The sequence below is a fragment of the Emticicia sp. 21SJ11W-3 genome (assembly GCF_024138715.1).
Classification (GTDB): Bacteria; Bacteroidota; Bacteroidia; order Cytophagales; family Spirosomataceae; genus Emticicia; species Emticicia fluvialis.
The window spans coordinates 3754194-3772674 of the sequence record NZ_CP092074.1 but is presented as its reverse complement, the minus strand read 5'-3'; the positions used below and the strand labels follow the sequence as shown (position 1 = coordinate 3772674).

At 41.4% G+C, this 18481-nt stretch carries 20 protein-coding genes and 1 tRNA gene; 11 read left to right on the top strand and 10 right to left on the bottom strand.

All coding sequences use genetic code 11. The features are described from left to right. Nucleotides 1–69: 69 nt before the first annotated feature. Nucleotides 70–915 (bottom strand): radical SAM protein, encoded by an 846-nt coding sequence (locus MB380_RS15995; RefSeq protein ID WP_253527127.1) that lies wholly within the window; start codon nt 913–915, stop codon nt 70–72. Between the two features lie 222 nt (nt 916–1137). Then, nucleotides 1138–2349, bottom strand: a complete 1212-nt coding sequence (locus MB380_RS15990; protein ID WP_253527124.1) for a GTP-binding protein — start codon at nt 2347–2349, stop codon at nt 1138–1140. A gap of 575 nt (nt 2350–2924) precedes the next feature. Between MB380_RS15990 and MB380_RS15985 the strand changes: the two genes are divergently transcribed. The 5 genes from MB380_RS15985 (at nt 2925) to MB380_RS15965 (ending at nt 6942) form a co-directional block, all read left to right on the top strand. Continuing rightward, complete coding sequence (locus MB380_RS15985; protein ID WP_253527121.1) at nt 2925–4034, top strand: PAS domain S-box protein; 1110 nt, start codon at nt 2925–2927, stop codon at nt 4032–4034. Between the two features lie 135 nt (nt 4035–4169). Further along, the gene (locus MB380_RS15980) at nt 4170–4631 is read left to right on the top strand and encodes a response regulator (RefSeq protein ID WP_253527118.1); all 462 of its coding nucleotides are present in this window, start codon (nt 4170–4172) and stop codon (nt 4629–4631) included. 188 nt (nt 4632–4819) lie between these two features. After that, nucleotides 4820–5521 (top strand): VIT family protein, encoded by a 702-nt coding sequence (locus tag MB380_RS15975; RefSeq protein ID WP_253527115.1) that lies wholly within the window; start codon nt 4820–4822, stop codon nt 5519–5521. 18 nt (nt 5522–5539) lie between these two features. Further along, a complete protein-coding gene (locus tag MB380_RS15970; RefSeq protein ID WP_253527112.1) occupies nt 5540–6007 on the top strand; it encodes a DUF2231 domain-containing protein in 468 nt (155 codons plus the stop codon). A 29-nt stretch (nt 6008–6036) separates the two neighbouring features. Beyond that, nucleotides 6037–6942 carry a bestrophin family protein gene (locus MB380_RS15965; RefSeq protein ID WP_253527097.1) on the top strand — a complete coding sequence of 302 codons (906 nt, stop codon included), beginning with the start codon at nt 6037–6039 and terminating at the stop codon, nt 6940–6942. Nucleotides 6943–7026: 84 nt separating this feature from the next. On the opposite strand, the gene MB380_RS15960 is transcribed toward MB380_RS15965, so the two are convergent. From MB380_RS15960 to MB380_RS15950, 3 genes are all read right to left on the bottom strand, one after another. Next, a tRNA-Asn gene (locus tag MB380_RS15960) sits at nt 7027–7100 on the bottom strand. 215 nt (nt 7101–7315) lie between these two features. Then, nucleotides 7316–7972 carry a response regulator transcription factor gene (locus MB380_RS15955; protein ID WP_253527095.1) on the bottom strand — a complete coding sequence of 219 codons (657 nt, stop codon included), beginning with the start codon at nt 7970–7972 and terminating at the stop codon, nt 7316–7318. Beyond that, entirely contained in the window at nt 7956–9401 is a 1446-nt protein-coding gene (locus tag MB380_RS15950) for an ATP-binding protein (protein ID WP_253527092.1), read from the bottom strand. Before MB380_RS15950 ends, MB380_RS15955 begins: the two co-directional genes overlap by 17 nt. A 234-nt stretch (nt 9402–9635) precedes the next feature. Here MB380_RS15950 and MB380_RS15945 point away from each other — a divergent pair, with 234 nt between their 5' ends. The 6 genes from MB380_RS15945 to MB380_RS15920 all read left to right on the top strand — a co-directional run bounded on the left by MB380_RS15945 (nt 9636) and on the right by MB380_RS15920 (nt 14030). Next, nucleotides 9636–11018, top strand: a complete 1383-nt coding sequence (locus MB380_RS15945) for a hypothetical protein (protein ID WP_253527033.1) — start codon at nt 9636–9638, stop codon at nt 11016–11018. Nucleotides 11019–11291: 273 nt separating this feature from the next. Continuing rightward, nucleotides 11292–11528, top strand: coding sequence for a DUF4834 domain-containing protein (locus tag MB380_RS15940; RefSeq protein ID WP_101725947.1), 237 nt, complete (start codon nt 11292–11294; stop codon nt 11526–11528). 6 nt (nt 11529–11534) lie between these two features. Continuing rightward, nucleotides 11535–11945 (top strand): DoxX family protein, encoded by a 411-nt coding sequence (locus MB380_RS15935; protein WP_253527030.1) that lies wholly within the window; start codon nt 11535–11537, stop codon nt 11943–11945. A gap of 5 nt (nt 11946–11950) precedes the next feature. After that, nucleotides 11951–12853: a histone deacetylase gene (locus tag MB380_RS15930; RefSeq protein ID WP_253527028.1), complete on the top strand. Its 903-nt coding sequence runs from the start codon at nt 11951–11953 to the stop codon at nt 12851–12853. 73 nt (nt 12854–12926) lie between these two features. Continuing rightward, nucleotides 12927–13598: a deoxyribose-phosphate aldolase gene (deoC, locus tag MB380_RS15925; RefSeq protein ID WP_253527025.1), complete on the top strand. Its 672-nt coding sequence runs from the start codon at nt 12927–12929 to the stop codon at nt 13596–13598. A 114-nt stretch (nt 13599–13712) separates the two neighbouring features. Then, nucleotides 13713–14030: a hypothetical protein gene (locus MB380_RS15920; RefSeq protein ID WP_253527022.1), complete on the top strand. Its 318-nt coding sequence runs from the start codon at nt 13713–13715 to the stop codon at nt 14028–14030. A gap of 20 nt (nt 14031–14050) precedes the next feature. On the opposite strand, the gene ctlX is transcribed toward MB380_RS15920, so the two are convergent. The 5 genes from ctlX to MB380_RS15895 form a co-directional block, all read right to left on the bottom strand. After that, complete coding sequence (gene ctlX / locus MB380_RS15915) at nt 14051–14983, bottom strand: citrulline utilization hydrolase CtlX (protein ID WP_253527019.1); 933 nt, start codon at nt 14981–14983, stop codon at nt 14051–14053. A 258-nt stretch (nt 14984–15241) separates the two neighbouring features. After that, nucleotides 15242–16483 (bottom strand): pyridoxal phosphate-dependent aminotransferase, encoded by a 1242-nt coding sequence (locus MB380_RS15910; RefSeq protein WP_253527016.1) that lies wholly within the window; start codon nt 16481–16483, stop codon nt 15242–15244. A 117-nt stretch (nt 16484–16600) separates the two neighbouring features. After that, nucleotides 16601–17029, bottom strand: a complete 429-nt coding sequence (locus MB380_RS15905; protein ID WP_253527013.1) for a hypothetical protein — start codon at nt 17027–17029, stop codon at nt 16601–16603. A 43-nt stretch (nt 17030–17072) separates the two neighbouring features. Next, complete coding sequence (locus MB380_RS15900; RefSeq protein WP_253527011.1) at nt 17073–17813, bottom strand: hypothetical protein; 741 nt, start codon at nt 17811–17813, stop codon at nt 17073–17075. Between the two features lie 99 nt (nt 17814–17912). Continuing rightward, nucleotides 17913–18473, bottom strand: a complete 561-nt coding sequence (locus tag MB380_RS15895; RefSeq protein WP_390890892.1) for a sigma-70 family RNA polymerase sigma factor — start codon at nt 18471–18473, stop codon at nt 17913–17915. Between the last annotated feature and the right edge of the window lie 8 nt (nt 18474–18481).

Sequence of the window (18481 nt, the reverse complement as noted above, 5' to 3'; positions counted from 1 at the left end):
TGATTGCGTATCGTATAAAAAATAAACCTCCTTCGTTTGCTGTTATGAAAAAAGTATGGGTTCTACTGTTTATACCAGTTGTTTAAGATTGGGCAGGTGCGCTCTTAACGTTTCTAGTGTCTCGTTGAATTTGCGGTCGTTCCAATCAGTTTTCTGTATCAGTTTAAGCGCTTCTTCTCTTGTGCCTGATACAAATTTGGTTTTGCTGAAATGAAACCCCTGGATATAGTATTTCTTTGCGCCGGTTTCAAGTAACCTTTGCGCAAATGTTGTTGCGTTTTCAACTGGAAGCAGGGGCGATAACGAAATACAGGTATTGATGCCTGCCTCTTGCACCTCTTTGATAGCTTTTAAACGAGCATTGATTGACGAACACACCGGCTCAAAGGTCTTGCGGACCTCTTCGCTGTCGGTTGTAATGCTCATATTCACCTGAATTGACTCAAATTGCTTAAAAAGGTCTATATCGCGCGTTACCAGGGGGCTGCGGGTTTGCACCACCAACCGCACTTTATGATACTTTACAAGCTCCTGCACCAGGCTTCGGGTAAGCTCCAGTTCTCTTTCAAGCGGTTGGTAGGGGTCTGTTGCGCTGCTCATGTAAATTGATTTGTTTATCATGGGCGCTTTTCTGTGTTTCATAAGTAACTGCAACGCATTTTCTTTTACTCTAACCCAATATCCCCAGTTATTTTGTTCTTCCTCCGACCGCGTAAAGAATGCGGCATAGCAGTAGCTGCAGGCAAAAGAGCAGCCCGAGTAGGGGTTAAGGGTGTAGTCGAAGCTCTTTAAAGCGCCTTTGCCTTCGGTAAGTATTGACGATGCCTGCTGATAAGCAATGTGCGCATGGCCCAGTTTGCTGCGCTTTTCTTTTGTATCTGCAGGTTCAAACAATTCAAACTGAATGGGTTTCATGTTTTTTTAAAAAAGGCCTGTTTATGCCGTTACTTTGTTGCTACACAAAATGTATAGGCAATATTACACAAAATGAATAGAAGTTGAGTAGCCACCAGCAAATTTTTTTATTTTGCCAATTGAATGAACAATAAACGGCCTAGATTGGCAACTACCAAGCAGTAAAGGCAAAAAAAACAACCCGAACCATAGGCCCGGGCTGTTGCATCAATTAATTCAGTATTAGTTAAATAACGGAAATGGGTCTTTGAATCTGCTACCCTTTTCCATCTGCTGTATTTCTTCTTCAGTGCAAAGGCAAAATTCCAGCTCGGCCTCAATCAGGCCTCTGTTCAAATCCTGCCCTATAAAAACCAGTTCGTTTTGTCTGTCGCCGAAACGCTTATCCCAGCGGCTTTCAATTACAGACTGGTTATGTACAAAAGAGGCATAGCGTATCCGCTGTTTAAAGGGCATACTTGCCCACCAAACCCCCGCGCCTTCGGCACGGAGCGAGCCACCGGCCTGGCTCCAGTTAAGAGCTTCGTCGGGGCGTGATGCAATCCAGAATAAACCCTTCGAACGGATAATACCCGCGTGCCAGTTGTCTGAAAGGTAGTTCCAGAATCGTTCAGGGTGAAATGGGCGCTTATCTCTGAAAACAAAACTGCTGATACCGTACTCTTCAGTTTCGGGCACGTGGTCCTTGCCGTTTTTCCGGTTTTCAAGCTCCTGAATCCATCCGGCAGATGCCTCCGCTTTGTCATAATCAAACAAACCGGTATTGATGATTTCGCCGGGATTTACTTTGCTAAACGCCGATTGAATGATTTTTGCCCCCGGATTGAGCGAATGTATAACTGCTTTTAGCTCGCCCAGCTGATAAGGCGTAATGAGGTCTGTCTTGTTCAGAATAATTACATCCGCAAATTCTATCTGGTCTGTCAACAGGTTAACAATGGTTCGGTGGTCAGGTTCATTTTCATTCATATTCCTGGTGGTTACGGTATCGGCCGACCCGAAATCTTTACCAAAATTGAAGGCATCAACTACTGTTACCATGCAATCAATATAAGCCCAGTCAGACAAATTAATGCCGTTCTGTTCGTCAACAAAACTGAAGGTCTGCGCTACCGGAACCGGCTCTGAAATACCCGTCGATTCTATGAGCAGGTAATCAAAACGTTTTTCTTTGGCCAGTTTTTCAACTTCTATCATTAAATCTTCACGCAGGGTACAACAGATACATCCGTTCGACATCTCCACCAGTCTTTCTTCAGTGCGCGACAACGTGTTTTCTTTTTCAACCAGTTGTGCATCAATGTTTACTTCGCTCATGTCGTTCACAATAACGGCTACTTTTAGCCCTTCTTTATTGTGCAATATATGGTTAAGCAGGGTAGTTTTACCGGCGCCTAAAAAGCCAGATAAAACAGTAACGGGTAATTTCTTCATCGTAAATCTGTTTTTGCAATATTGTTGCAAATGTAAATAATCTATATTTCAAATGCAACAATGTTGCATTTGAAATATAGATTATTTTAACTTAATTCATTTTAAGACCAGCCGTTAAAACGGGCAGGCGTTATAAAAAATCAAGGATAGTGTACTTTGCCTGTTCAAATGCCCTGGGGTTTTACCGAGTGCATTTAACGGTATGTTAAATATTTAAAATGAGGTTTTTGCTTTAAAAAAAGCAGCAGGGTTGTGGAGAATTAAAAGATTAACACGGGCATTGAGCTACTAAAGGTAAAATTTATAGTACCGAATTTGATTTTACTATTCGTTTGTAAGTATTTCTAAAATTTTATATAATTGCAATTAATCATGTTCTTAATCCGGGTATTTAGTGGATTAATAAACTCAGCTGATATTCTAAAAAAATAGCATAATATTTATTGTATGGTGCAATTTTTGCTTTGATCCTTAAAACATCATGTGACTTCTTATAATTAACTTATTGTTAAAGTCTAAAATCCGCTCAGATGTATTGAAAATATCGTGAGTTTCTGATTTCAATTTATTTGACAATGATTGATAAAAGTTTACTGGAAAAAAGAAGGGTTGAAGCCGTACATCAATTGCTAGAAATTGAGTTTGACAAACAAAAAGATTATCAGGAAATAGTTGATTTGGTTGCTGAATTATGTGAGGTTCCCGTTTCTATGATATCCTTATTGGATGAGAAGTCTAACTGGCTAAAGGTTAGGTCTGGTTATAACGCTGAAGTAATGCCCCGTGAAACTGCATTCTGTAATTTGGTTGTTGATTCAAGCCAGATGCAGATTGTACAAGACACCACCAATGATAGCCGTTTAAACAATAATCCTTTGGTTTATTCTGAACCATTTGTGAGATTCTACGCAGGCGCACCGCTTATATTAAGTAATAATCTGGTGGTGGGTTCTCTCTGTTTGTACGACCTGAAGCCCAACTCTTTAAATGCAACCCAGCAAAAGACTTTGGCTTTATTGGCCAAACAGATAACGAACCTGATGGAGCTTGAATTGAGCAACAGGATTCTAAATTATAAAATTGCTGAAATTGAGGAAAGGAATAAATCACTGCTTAAAATTGCCCAGATTCAGTCGCACGAGGTAAGGCATCCTCTCACTACTATTATGGGTTTGGTGAATCTGATTAAAGAGGGTTACCAGACAGTTGACAAGGAATGGATAGAAATGATTCAGGAAGCAACGAGCATTCTGGATAAAAAAATTTCGGCAATTGTGAATGAAACCATTCCTGAAAAAGACCTGAGAATGGTAAGGTTTAATAAAATGGTAGAAGAGATTGAAGACTATGCCATAATTTTGCTCGACAGAGACGGAAAGATAGAAAACTGGAACACCGGGGCTGCAAAAATAAAGGGCTATAAAGCCATTGATATAATTGGTAGGCATTTCTCAACGTTTTACACCCCCGAAGACCGGCAGGCGGAACGTCCGCAATATTTATTAAACCAGGCCATAGATAAAGGGTTTGTGAAAGATGAAGGCTGGCGCGTACGTAAAGATGGGTCACGGTTTTGGGGAAGCGTGGTTATTACAGCCATACATGATGATAAACATGAAGTAATTGGGTTTACAAAGGTAACAAGAGACCTGACTGATATGAAAACAGCTGTTGCTGACAATTGAAATTAAATAACACAACAGAAGACAGATATAGTAAACTGCTTAATTTTTTTTGACTTTTTAAAGTAGACGGAAGATAAAACAGAGTGATTATTTCAGTTTGAAATAGTAAGTTGAAAACTTTATTAAGTTATAGCCATGATGAACAATATAGAAAAAAATGAACAAAAACGATGTGTTTTGCTGGTTGATGATGACAAGATTATCAACTTTATGCATCAGAAGTTAATAAAAAACTGCGAACTGGCATACCCGGTTGAAGTGGTAATGTCTGGGCAAGAGGCACTTGACTACCTGACAGGCAAAGGCGCATTTGAAGGAATAGAAAACAGATTGTTGCCCGGGTTGGTTTTGCTTGATATCAATATGCCTGTTATGGATGGGTGGGCCTTTCTTGAAAATTACTGTACAATTGATGAAAAGTTGAGAGAAGGTGTTTTTATTGTTATGCTTACGTCGTCAATAGACCCTGCAGACAAGGGGCGGGCAGAACAAAACAAAGACGTCAGACTGTATGTAAATAAACCGCTCACCAAGGGCAATCTGCTAAAAATAATTGAAAGTTACAGCCAGTATCTTTCAAACCAGATATCCGTATAATGTTATAAACGCTTCTTCTATAGGTTTACTATTAACAGGTTCTGACGTTTTTCAGTACCTTAAATCAGGTTTGTGGTATCTTTCGTTGATTTTCTTTGCTCTTGTGTTTTTTCATATAAAGAATAAACTAGCTTTGTTCTTTATTCATTAGGGTGTTTATTCCTCTGCCGCCTAAATTTAAGACAATTATGGTAACAATTGACAATTACTTAGACAGCCATTACATACACCGTAGTAACTGGTTAAGAGCAGCGGTTTTGGGTGCTAATGATGGCATTATATCTATTTCGAGCCTTGCTATTGGTGTTTCAGCCGCAAGTATAACCAGAGAGCCCATCGTATTGGCTACTGTTGCAGGGTTAGTTGCCGGTGCATTGTCTATGGCAGCAGGCGAGTATGTATCGGTTAGTTCTCAGACAGACACAGAAAAAGCTGATATAGAAAGAGAAAAGCAGGAACTGGCCGAAATGCCAGAAGAGGAATTGAAAATTCTGGCTCAGATTTATGAAAGACGAGGCCTGAAAAAAGAAACAGCCATGCAGGTTGCTATTGAACTAACCGAAAAAGATGCTTTGGGTACACACATGAGAGATGAGTTAGGCATTAACGAAATCAGTCAGGCTAATCCTATACAGGCTGCATTGGCTTCTGGCGCTTCTTTTTGTGTTGGTGGCGTATTACCATTGCTGGTTATCCTATTTGCGCCTGTAAAGGGCATGGAATACTGGCTTTACGGATTTACTATTGTTTTTCTGGTTTTACTTGGGGCAACCGCAGCAAAAACGGGCGGGTCTGGTATTGCCAAGGCTATTTTGCGCATTACGGTGTGGGGTACCATAGCTATGGCACTCTCTGCTTTTGTTGGATATCTTTTTGGCGTTAATGTGTAACACTTAAACATTTGTATTATGAACGGAGCACACTGGCATTTAGTAGTCAATCATTTACCAATAGTTTTCCCTATTGTTGGTGTAATAGTATTGATAACGGGCATTATTTCTAAATCTGAGGCTGTTAAACGTACAGGTCTGATGATTTTTGTTCTGGGCGCATTTGCTGCCATGGCGGCAATGGCAACTGGTGAAGGCGCAGAAGAAGTGGCAGAGAAAATTAGCGGGGTGACAGAAAATGACATTAAAAATCATGAGGAAATAGCAGAATCCTTTGCCCTGGTTGTCTATGTTTTGGGTGGCTTGTCTGCTTTGGGTCTATGGGCTAGCTTTAAGGGTAAGAGCTTTGCTTCAATGGTGTCAAATGGCGCTTTGGTGCTGGCTTTAATAGTAATATACTTTGGCAGACAAACCGGAACAACAGGCGGAGAAATACGTCATACTGAAATAAGAAAAGGTTACCAACAACCAGCTGACGATAAATAACAGAAAAGTAAACAAGCCGGGCAGGTAAAATGATAAAAACTGAAAAGGAAGGCCTACTTCAATTGTTGAAAATCGCTTCGCCATTTATTGTGCTTACAACGGTGTATGCAATTTTGGTGCTTGTTATTGAAGAGTATTTTGGAGACCATATTTACAAAGTTTCGGGGCAAATCGGTTCTGTATTTGGACTGGCCGTGGCGTTTTTCCTGGGATTCAGAATGAATTCTGCCTATGACAGGTGGTGGGAAGCGAGAAAGATTTTTGGTGAGTTGACCAACAACACCCGAAGTTTTGTTACAAAAATATACGTTTATTTTGGGAATCCTGAGAATATGCGCGAAACCGCCAGAACTGACGGTACTCTTCAGGCAGCGAAATTGATTGACATGGCGGTCTTGTATATCCGGCAGTTAAAGAATGAAATGCATCATAATTTCAAGCCAGTCTTTAGCGCGGAATCAAAACAAATACTTGATGAGTTTAAGGTTGATACAGGAAATAAAATTTCAAATGAAATACTGGTTGCACTGGCAGTAAGTATTGAAGCCGGTTTTTCTGAAAAAGCAAACGTAGAAAAAGGCGATTTAATGCAACACATTAACCGGTTTTATGAGATTCAGGGGAAAGCTGAGAGAATCAGGAATACGCCATTTTTAATGATTTATAGTGCTTTTACAAGGATTATTGTCAGCTTTTATGTGGTACTGATTCCGGTATTTATAGGAGACATTGACCTGGGTGGAGAAAATAGTGGATTTGAGTTGCTGGCCATTCCGATTATGGTTATTATCAGTTCAGCTTTTCTGACTATCAATAAACTGGCCAACTTGTTTGGAGAACCCTTCTCTGAAAATAAAACCTCTGTAACAATTAACGAAATCTGCCAAACAATTGAACAAAATTGTAACGAGGTAAGAAATAAAATAAAGCCGTGATTGCCCCGGTTTAATTAGAATATCTTTACAAATTTTGGGTAGAAAAAAAGCACCTAACATTGCTGCTAAGTGCTTTACTTGATGCTCCCGAAGCTGGGCTCGAACCAGCGACCCTCTGATTAACAGTCAGATGCTCTAACCGACTGAGCTATTCGGGAATCTTTGCCGCGATTCCCTTTTCTGAAATCGTGGTGCAAAATTAGGCGTTTCAGGTATATGTGTCAAATAAAATCTGAAAAATATTTTAAATAATTGCTGAACAATAGGTTTTTTATGGACTGAAACTTCTTATGGTCAATGTTTTAGGGTGTTGATAAGTTTTGCCGCCTTTTTGTGTTTTCTACGGCAAATAAGTGCTTTGGCAGCGTTGCTGCTATTCTACAGCCAGCCGAACCAGCTCTGCAGTGTTTCTAACGTGGGTTTTACGCAAAATATTTGCCCGGTGGTTAGAGACCGTTCTTACGCTCAGGTTCAGTTTTTCTGATATTTCCTGGCTGCTCAACCCTTCTACTATATAGCTAAGAATTACTTTTTCCTGTTTCGACAACGAATCTACTATCGCTGAGGCCTCTTTCCTTATGGCTGATGCACTGTTTTTTCGCTCGTTCATCAGTCCGTCGATAATCATGGCCGATACAGTAGGGGGGAAGTACTTTTGCCCAGCTGCCACTGTACTAATGGCTTTTAAGATTTCTTCCTTGCTGGTGTCTTTCAGCAAATAACCCATTGCGCCGTTTTCAACTGCTGATACCATGTACTCCTGATTATTATGCATAGAAAAAATGAGTGGCTTTACTGTGGGGTATTTCTGCGATATAATCCGGGTCACTTCCAGGCCTGTCATTTTGGGCATAGACAAATCAAGCAGTACTACATCCGGTTTCAGTTCTTTTATTCCCTCCAGGGCTTCGGTGCCGTCAGAGGCTTCTCCTGCAATTTCAATGTTTTCTTCCTCTTCAAGTAAATTGATAATGCCCCTGCGTACAATCGCGTGGTCATCAACAACCAACAGTTTAATTTTGTTTAGCATATTGTTTGGGTATTTTTACTATTATTTGGGTTCCTTTGGTTGGTATTGAATGGATTTTCAGCTGTCCGCCCGACAAATGTACGCGTGTTTGCATATTAGACAGCCCATTGTTAATGGCAGATTCATTTTTTATACTTTTTGGGTCAAATCCAATTCCGTTATCTGTAATTAACAGCTCAACTTCGGTCTTGGTTTTGTTGAGCGATATGAACACTTCGGTGGCTTTGGCATGCTTCATTATATTATTGAGAGCCTCCTGTACTATTCTGTACAGATTTACTTCTAAATTGCTGTTGAGCCTAAGGTTGTCCAGATTGCTTTCAAAGGTCAGTTTTATTCCGGTACTTCTTGTGGTATTTTCAGCCAGTAACCTGATAGCAGCACCCAATCCGAAATCAGTCAGTATGGGCGGCATAAGATTGAACGACACCTCGCGGGTTGCGCCAATGGTTTCGTCTATCAATTTATTATGCTCTTCAAGTATACGCTTCTGTTTTTCGTTTGTGGGCAATACATCTTTCAGCCTTTCGCTATTCAGTTTCAGGCCGGTTAACATTTGCCCGATGCCATCATGCAGCTCTCTTGATAGCCTCCGGCGTTCTTCTTCCTGTCCTTCAAGCAGCGCGCCAGAGCGCACGTTGTCTTCTTTTCTTATCAGTTCATATTTTTCGGCCGTTATCTTTATAATATTCTCTTGTGCTTCCAGTAGTTTCTGATTGGCCATACTCAGCTCAAGGTTTTTTTGTTGCAGGGCTTCTTCTGAATCAAGAAGTTTCTTTATAACCTGTTTTATATAATGTGTAAGGGGTCTGAAAATAAGCAGGCCTTCTAAAACCAGTATGCTGATTGTTACAACAAAAAGCAGTAATTCAATATTTTGTACCCGTTTTACTCTTGCTTCTGCCTCCTGGTCATATTGAAACACAATTTTATCCATCTGGTTCAGGTACAGTCGTTCGTTCAGAAGTACCTCATCCAGTATTTTATGTTTGTTGGCTGTTTTTTCGTTGCCAATCAGTTCCATTCTGTTTTTTATCAACCTGAAAACCGGGTCAAGTTCCTGCAGCATGGCAACCGTACTTGCTGAGTTCTTTACAGCTACTTCCTGCGAAAACTGCACGCTGCCTTTCATAAAGCCTTCGTGGCATTTAGTCCAGAGTGTCAGGGTTTCAGCAAAGTCTTTTTCGTAGTAATTGGCTTCGTCCGAAAAACGGTCGGTACTGGTAAGCAGAATAGCCATTTTAGATAAACGCTGGCTGAGCATTCGCTGGCGTCCTGCAATGTTTACTACGTGGGCGTCGTCAAGGGTTTCTTTTAATGAATGCTGAATCAGCATTTGCCCTGTAATTGATAGAACGGCTACGGCTGTCAGAGCAAGTATATAAAATTTTGTCAGACGCTTTGTTACCTGTCGCTCCAGTGTAGACATTTTAATAATTTATTACTTTTTGAGATTCACCATAAAACTAATGCAAAAAAAAGTTTTTTCAGATGTTAATTCACAAATTGAGTTTAGTTTTTATCTATTATTTCCAAAAAAGTTAAACTTCTTAATAGAAATGGATTGGAATGGCACCTGATTAATAAAAAATTAAGTCGAAACACACCAGTTGTAGTTAGCGTTATATAAAAATCTATTAATGCCGACTTTGAACTGATAAAAATGATAAGACTGATTTTTATGATAGTGCTCATAGCCGCCCAAGGCTCAACCAGGGCGCAGATACAGCCGGCAGAGGTAAAAGACAGTATAAACAGCAAGCCTGTAGTAGCAAAGGCATTTGCTGAAAACATCAGCGTGCGTTTGTTTAAAACGCTCAGTCATTTACCTGTTCGTATTGTGTACGATAGCCTCAATGCCGTTTTATATACCTGCAACACAGACGGCAACGTGTTCAGGATTCCGATTATTAATGGTACCTCAGGCGACGAAACGGTCTTTATTAATACAGACGAACACAAGATTAATTACCTTCAGGGAATGGTGTTTTTTGAAAATACATTAATTCTGGTAGGCAATAATAACGATTCAGAAAGCTCGGTGGGTTATGGCCTGGTAGAAAAATGTACTATCAGGCCGGATGGCTCAAAAGATTGGATTACCATGCTGGTAACAGAGGCTTACCCGTCTTCCGGTACTTTGTATGACCACGCCTTTGCCGGGGTGTGTTTGTCACCAGCTAAAGACTCATTGTATATTGCCAGCGGCTCAAGAACCGACCACGGAGAAATAAAAGACGCAGGCATATATACCGGACTGAGGGAGGTGCCGCTTACTGCCAAAATTTTCAGAATCCCGGTCAATGCTGTTAATGTATATCTACCCAATAATGACGAGGCCTTATATGCCAGTGGGTATGTTTTTGCCAGCGGCGTAAGAAATGAATTCGACATGGCCTTTGCTGGTAACGGGCATTTGTTTGGGGTAGAGAACTCTGGCGATAGAGATGACCCCGAAGAACTGAACTGGCTTCGGCACCATCATCATTATGGGTTTCCGTGGAGGATGGGTGGAAATGATACCCCAATGCAGTTTGCTGGTTTCAGGCCTGAAAAAGATAAGCTGTTACCCGCAGATGCGCTAAAAAGAAATATTTTTTATAATGACGCGGCGTATCCGCAAAGACCCGGTAATGTTGTTTTTACAGAGCCTGTAAAAAATCTGGGCCCGGATGCTAAATGGTTACGGGACCCGACCAGCGGAAAAATGTACCAGTGTGCCTCAATCACTACTTTTACGGGTCATCGGTCTCCGGTGGGTTTGGTTTTTGATGTTGATAGCTCTTTTAAAGCGCCTTTTAAGGGTGCCGGTTTTGTATTGGCGTATTCACCCGAGGAGGCAATTGGTGGATATAGCCCAGAACAGGACAGAGGCGGCGATTTGTGTTGGTTACAATTAATTTTTAACACCGCAGACAATAATTACCTGGTAAAGACCACCCGGCTGGTAAGCGGTTTTTTTAAGCTGACAGACGCAGAAAAAGTAGGAAATGAATTGTTTATTACCGACCTTACAGGGAAAGTGTGGAGAGTTGCATTTCGCTGATTATCAGTTAATTGAAGGCCTGTCTTGTTGCTATTAAACTTTAATAAGCATACTGCCTGCGGGCAATAGGATAATTGAAAAATAACAGGTAACAAATACAGCTTGTTTTGCGTTATTAAATGGCAGCAGTACATGCCGGTGTGGCTCGTAGTTTGCCGGGGTCTTAAATCGGAATTAATTTTGGTGGGTGATTGTACCACATCTGTAAAAACAAATTACATTTGTATTGTATTCAGTTTAATTATTAAAATTTCCTGTCCGGAAACCAAGGTCATGTTTAAATACATTCTGATTTTTATTCTTCTGATAGTTTTTGTACCTGTATTCAGAAACTTTCTTTTTGAATTACTGGTGGGCAAACAAATTGCCAAGGAGCAAAAACGCTATAATGATATTATGGAGAAACAACGCGGAAAAGAAGGGGACGTAAAAGTAAAACAAACGCCGCCAGCCGCTAAAAAGGGTGGCTATGAAGGTGGCCAGTATGTAGATTATGAAGAAATTAAATAGTTAAATATGCTTAGAAATTTTGTTACCCCTTTAGACCTGAACCGCCAGGTTAGTTTTGCTATCCTATTATTAAGAGTTGTATTTGCCGGTTTTCTGCTTACGCACGGTTATGGTAAATTACAGAGTTTCATTAATGGCGACCACGACTTCCCTGATCCACTGCACGTTTCTCCGGTTGTGTCGCAGGCGCTTACTATATTTGCCGAGTTTTTCTGTTCTATACTCATTCTTCTGGGCTTGCTTACGCGCCCGGCTGCAGTTATTCTGGTAGTTTGTATGGCAGTTATTGCGTTTGTGGTTCACGGCCCAGACCCCATCGGCGATAAAGAACATGGTATTTTGTTTCTGGTTGGGTTTCTGGTAATTTTATTGACTGGCCCCGGCAGATATTCAGTAGACTCCCGCTTGTTCAAATAATAGCTGTGCTTAAAATTGCCTACGATTCTATTTATACACACCCGCTACCGGAAGGCCATCGTTTTCCGATGATGAAATATGAGCTGATACACGAGCAGTTGCTATATGAAGGAACCTGCACGGCTGAAAATTTCTTTTCTCCTGCTTCTGTTGACCCTGGATGGGTGCTGGGCGTGCATAACAAACAGTATTTTGATGACCTGCTTAACCTCAGGATTGATGCGCGCATGGAACGCCGCATTGGTTTTCCGGTTACTGAAAGGCTCGTTCAGCGTGAACTGATAATTACCCAGGGAACAATTGATTGCTGTAAGTATGCGTTTGAATATGGCGTTTCAATGAACATTGCCGGAGGTACGCACCATGCGTATGCCGACAGGGGAGAAGGTTTTTGCCTGCTGAACGATGTGGCTGTAGCAGCACATTATCTACTTGCCAGGCAACTGGCGAAGCAGATTCTGGTGGTAGACCTCGATGTGCATCAGGGCAATGGAACGGCTGTTATATTTGAGAATGAGCCACGGGTTTTTACTTTCTCTATGCACGGCAAAGAGAATTATCCGCTGAAAAAAGAACGCTCAGACCTTGATATTGAACTGCCTACTTATTGTGAAGACACCCATTACCTGAATCTTCTTTTCGATACCCTGCCCCGATTGATAGAGAAGGTAAAACCACAGTTTATCTTTTACATTTCTGGTGTTGATATTCTGGCTTCTGACAAACTGGGCAAATTGAAGGTTTCTATGGAAGGTTGCGCCCGCCGTGATGCCTTTGTTTTTGAGCAGGCCAGGCAACATAATATTCCGGTTGTGGTTTCGATGGGCGGAGGGTATTCGCCACGCATTGCCGATATTGTAGAGGCACACTGTAATACTTTTAGGCTGGCTGAAAAACTGTTTTTTTAGCTTACATTTACTATAATTTCATTTATCCTCTGGCAATTAAAACCCCGGACTACCAGTCCGGGATACGCATATAATGAATAACCTTGCCCAGTACATAGACCATACCTTATTGAAACCTACAGCTACCGAAATGGATTTCAGGAAGCTGTGTGAAGAAATTTATCAGCACCGGTTTTATGCTGCCTGCGTGCCTCCGCATTATGTGTCTTTTGTAAAAGATATTTTGGTTTACAGTGAGGCTAAAGTTTGTACGGTAATAGGTTTCCCGTTAGGCTATAACACAACAGCTACCAAGTTGGCTGAAGCAGAAAAAGCGCTGGCTGACGGAGCCGACGAACTGGATATGGTCATGAATATCAATGCCTTTAAGTCGATGGCCTATATCACGGTAAAAGAAGAGATAAAGGCATTGGCAGAGCAGGCGCATAGCCGCGACGCTGTGTTGAAAGTGATTATAGAAACAGCTTATCTGGATAATTTTGATTTGAGCATTGCCTGTGAGATTTGTGAAGAAGCCGGGGCTGATTTCGTAAAGACCTCCACAGGGTTTGCCCCCAAAGGCGCAGATTTGGAGCAGGTAAAAATCTTGAGACAGATATTGCCCGAAAACGTGAAAATAAAGGCATCAGGCGGTATACAAACGTACGAACAAGCCATAGGTTTTATAGAAGCCGGAGCGGCTAGATTAGGTACTTCAGCAGGCGTTGCTATTTTGAAAGGATTGGAGGGTGTGGGAGGATATTGAAGAATGAATGCGTCTGGAACCGGAAAATAAATTTTTAGCCTTCGTACATCATCAATTTCAGAAATGTAGTATTTTAGTGAAAGCAAATAGTGCTGACTCTTATCTGATTGGTATATGTTCGAACAGGAAGTTATAGCCCAGATTAAAAAATTTAAACGTGGTGCTACTTATAGCGAAGTGAAAGCTGAACTGAAAGAAGAATATACTGACACTGATACGGTGCTGATTGTTACGCAGGCTTTTAAAGAATATAATCGGGGCAAGGCTAACAGATTTATTCTCTATGCCATTGCAGTCGTCATTTTCACTGGATTATATGTCCTATTTTATGAGCAATTAAAGCCTATTAGATGGATAATGGTAGGCATTATCAGTGTGGTGGCTTTGGCGCAAGGAATATATCTGAAATATAAATACAGAAAGAAGAAGTAGATAGAATTAAATCTTAAATCTCACCTCTCAGGCAAATGTACTTCTGCCATCATGCAACGGGCCGAGCCTCCACCGCAGGTTTCTATAGTATTTAAGTCAAAATCTAGTATATCGGCGTATTCGCTTAATTGGTTTTTCTGTGCTTGCGTGAGAGACTCACAGGCTTTAGTGGACATCACTAGGAAACGATGCTCTTTCTGATTTAGCACAAACAACATATTGCCAGCAAAGGCATTCATCTGCTCAAGCGTAATCTCAATTACATTTTTGCCTGTGCTTTCAAGGCTTTCTTTTACCATCAGTCGCTCGTCAAGGTCTTTAATGGCTTGCAGGCAAATCACGGCAAAGTTATCACCGATGCACATCATTACATTAGTATGGTAAATCTCTTTATCGTTTGCATCTACGGCACCAAATTTTACAATCTTATAACCATTCATTTGTTTTTCCCAGGCTGCCAAGACCTCTTCGTTGGTACGCGGTGAAATACAGGCATAAGCAATGCGGTGCATGCGGTCTAGTACCAGGCTGCCGGTTCCTTCCAGAAACTTTTCCTCCTGCTCAAAGTGGGTTAAATCTATAATTGTCTCAACATGGTATTTGGCACTCAAATCATCAATAATATCAGTTCGTCGTTCCAGACGACGGTTTTCGGCCTGCATGGGGTACAGGCACACCTTGCCACTATGATGAAACGACACCCAGTTATTCGGGAAAATACTATCGGGGGTAAAAGGCTGGGGGGTATCCTCGTAAACTATCACATTCACGCCAATGGCACGCAAACGGCTTACCATTGCATCAAATTCTTTCAGTGCGTTTTCTTGTGTTAACGCCAAATCTAACGCCTGTGTGTCGGTATCCTGAAAAGCATTACTTTCGGCAGTTTGCAGATTAAAAGCAAAGTTGACAGGGCGAATCATCAATATGTTTGAAGTTGCTTGCGCTTGCATAGTAAGTTTATTGAGTGAATTGGTAAATGAGTGATTAATTAATTACGAATGGTGAATTGCGAATTAGTGAATAGTGAAGCATAGCGACCAATTACGTGCATCAGAATTTCTTTTGCCCTTCGGCACAAATATTGAATCAATTCAAATGGTGCAAGCTCAGGATAAAGTTCATAATCATTCACCATTCGCTCATTCATTATTCGCGATTACCATCACCGCAGCGGCAATCACTCATTCACTAAATCAATCAATAGGTTTTCACGCCAGTTCCAGTTCTTCCAGTTTTACTCGGTGGCCTTCCAGAAAAAGTCTGATTCGGTTAGAGGCTGTTTCCAGTTCTTCTGCTGAGGGCAGAAACACAATCCGGAAGTGGTCGCCTTTGCTATAATTGAATCCGGTACCAGACACCACCAGCACTTTTTGTTCTGACAGCAGGTCGAAAACAAACTGTTCGTCGTCTTTCAGTGTAAATTTCTTCAGGTCAATTTTCGGGAACAGATACAAAGCCCCTTTGGGTTTTACACAAGTAATGCCCGGAATATCAGTAATGCGGTAATGAATCAAATCGCGTTGTTTACACAGGCGGCCTTCAGGCGCAACGAGGTCGTTGATACTCTGGTAACCACCCAGTGCAGTTTGTATGGCATATTGTGTAGGCACATTGGCGCACAAACGCATACTGGCCAGCAGATTAAAGCCCTCTACAAAAGATTTTGCCTTTTGTACAGCACCGCTCAGTATTACCCAGCCACCACGGAAACCCGCCGCACGATAGTTTTTAGACAAGCCTCCGTAAGTCATAATAAATACGTCGTCGGTCAGGGTAGCAATTGGTATATGCTTGTTGCCGTCGTAGAGTATTTTATCATAAATCTCGTCTGAGAAGATAATCAGGTTATGCTCAGCAGCCAGTTTTACAATGCCTTCCAGCACTTCGCGGCTATATACGGCACCAGTAGGGTTGTTCGGGTTTATAATAACAATACCTTTGGTTTTGCGGGTTATTTTACGCCTCATATCTTCCAGATCCGGGTTCCAGTCAGACTCTTCGTCACAAACATAGTGCACCGGCTTGCCGCCTGATAGCGCCACTGAGGTGGTCCACAACGGATAGTCAGGCGATGGGATAAGGATTTCGTCTCCCTCGTTAAGCAAAGCCTGCATGGTCATCACAATCAGCTCGCTAACGCCGTTGCCAATAAAGATGTCGTCAATGGTTACACCATGTATACCAATCTGCTGTGTGTAGTGCATAATGGCCTTACGTGCCGGAAAAATACCCAGATGATGCGAATACCCCTGTGCATTGCGGATATTCATGATCATATCGTGCACAATTTCGTCGGGTACATCAAAGCCGAAAGGCGCCGGGTTACCGATGTTCAGATTAATGATTTTTTGCCCCAAGGCTTCCAGTTGCTGTGCTTTATCAAACACAGGGCCACGGATGGCATAACTCAGGTTATTAAGACGGTTACTTTTATTGATTTGTTGCGACATACTTGCGGGCGATAAATACTACACAAAAATATAGAAAATTTGTGCGTATGGAAGTTAATTGTAATAAAAAAGGTCGGTGAGTATGCGCTCACCGACCTTTTTTTGTTTTTTTAATGCTTATTCGTGCAGTTTTTCCATTAATTTTTTGTTGAAATTCTGCTCTGTACGTTTCAGTTCAGCATATTGCTTGGGGGTAATGGTTTTTAATAATTTACCCATGTATTCTTCTTCCAACTCTATTTCTTTCTTTTTGTAGGCAATTGCCTGCCTTTGAGAAGCGGTAATTTTATCGTCGGAGGCGGTCAGCGAATTGGCCTCATCAAGCGTTTTTTTTATGCTTCGGCGCAGCTCAAACTTCTTGCTCTGGTATTCGTTATAGACCGACCAGAACTGCGGAGCCTGCTCTGTAGTAAGATTGAGTTTTTCTGTAATTAAACCTATTTTGGCACTTTGGATTTTCTCAAACCTGTCGCCGACCACACCATGGCGGTTTTGCGAAAAAGAAAGCATAGGTAATGCCAGAATAATTATAAGGATATGTTTCATAAAGTTTGTTTGTTCATTAGGAATGGCAGAGCGCAGATAACTATCAGATATCTTCGATGTCCTGGCTTTCAAGATGCTCGCGGATATCAGCTTTGTTAACTCCGAGATTATCAATAATTCCGGTTTCTATTTCTTTGGGCAAAGCCTTTTCGGTAGACGACGCCACTTCGTATTCCAGATAGCTCAGGTCTTGCGAAGCCAGATAATTGTTAATGTCTTCTTTGCTTAGTTTGTTAAAAGCCGCTTCAGATTCTGACTCTGAGAACTGAGGCACTGCAAACCCCAAGCCAACCATTAGTACCAGGCTGGCGGCGGCTGTCCAGACCGTACGGCTTTTTTGCCACCAGTTTACCTGTATGGTTTTGGTTTCTTTGGCTGTCTGGCGCATTATGCGTGCCGGAAGCGCATCAAAGTAATTGGCTGGTACTTCAAAAATATTCTTCTTCTCAATGCTTTGCAGTCGCGCATCGGCGGTTATGGTTCCGGCTGCATTTTCAAAGTAGCCTTCAGGTACTTTAAATATGTTTACTTTCGGCAGGCTTTCCAGTTTAATAGCCTGTGTTTCAAGATTGGCAATGCGACCCATGATTCTTGACGAAAGCGTATCAAAATAGTTGGCGGGTACAGCCATCTGCTGCCGTTTGCCAAAACTTACAGCCGGCTCTTCTTCTTCTTCCAGGCTCACCCTATGCTGAATAACCCCAGGTAAGGCGTTAAAGTATCCTTCGGGCACTTTAAAAACATTGGTTTTGGGTATGTCTGCTATTTTGATAGAATTTTTCATCACATTTTCATAAGTCGGTGAGTTAAACTGTTCTTTATAACCTTTTTAAGATTTTAGAATTGTGTTTTTGACAAGTCAATTTTTAAAAGGTTTAAATAATCAGGACTCTTTATTTAAAAATTCTTCAATTTTTTTCACTGCCAGGTGATATGACGCCTTCAAAGCCCCTACAGATGTGCCTGTTATTTCAGCAATATCTTCATATTTCAGGTCGTCGTAATATTTCATATTAAACACCAGCCTTTGCTTGTCGGGCAATTGAAGCAGGGCTTTTTGCAGTTTTAATTGAATTTCATCGCCCGAAATATAATCTTGCGACACCGCGCTTTCAAGCGTGTTCAGCAGGTCAGTGCTGTCTTCGTTTTCAAGCGGCACATGATTCTGTCTACGTTTTTTCTGTAAGAAGTTTAATGATTCGTTGGTGGCTATCCTGTATATCCAGGTGTAGAGTTGGGCGTCGCCTCTGAAATTCAGCAAGCCCTGCCAGATTTTTATGAAGGTTTCCTGAAGCACATCGTCGGCGTCGTCGTGGTCAATCACCATTTTACGGATATGCCAGTAAATTTTTTGCTGATATTTTTTTATCAGCATTTCAAACGCATGATTACGCTGCTCCGGATCTTGTATTAAACCGACTAACTCTTGATCGGAAATCTGCATTTTTACGG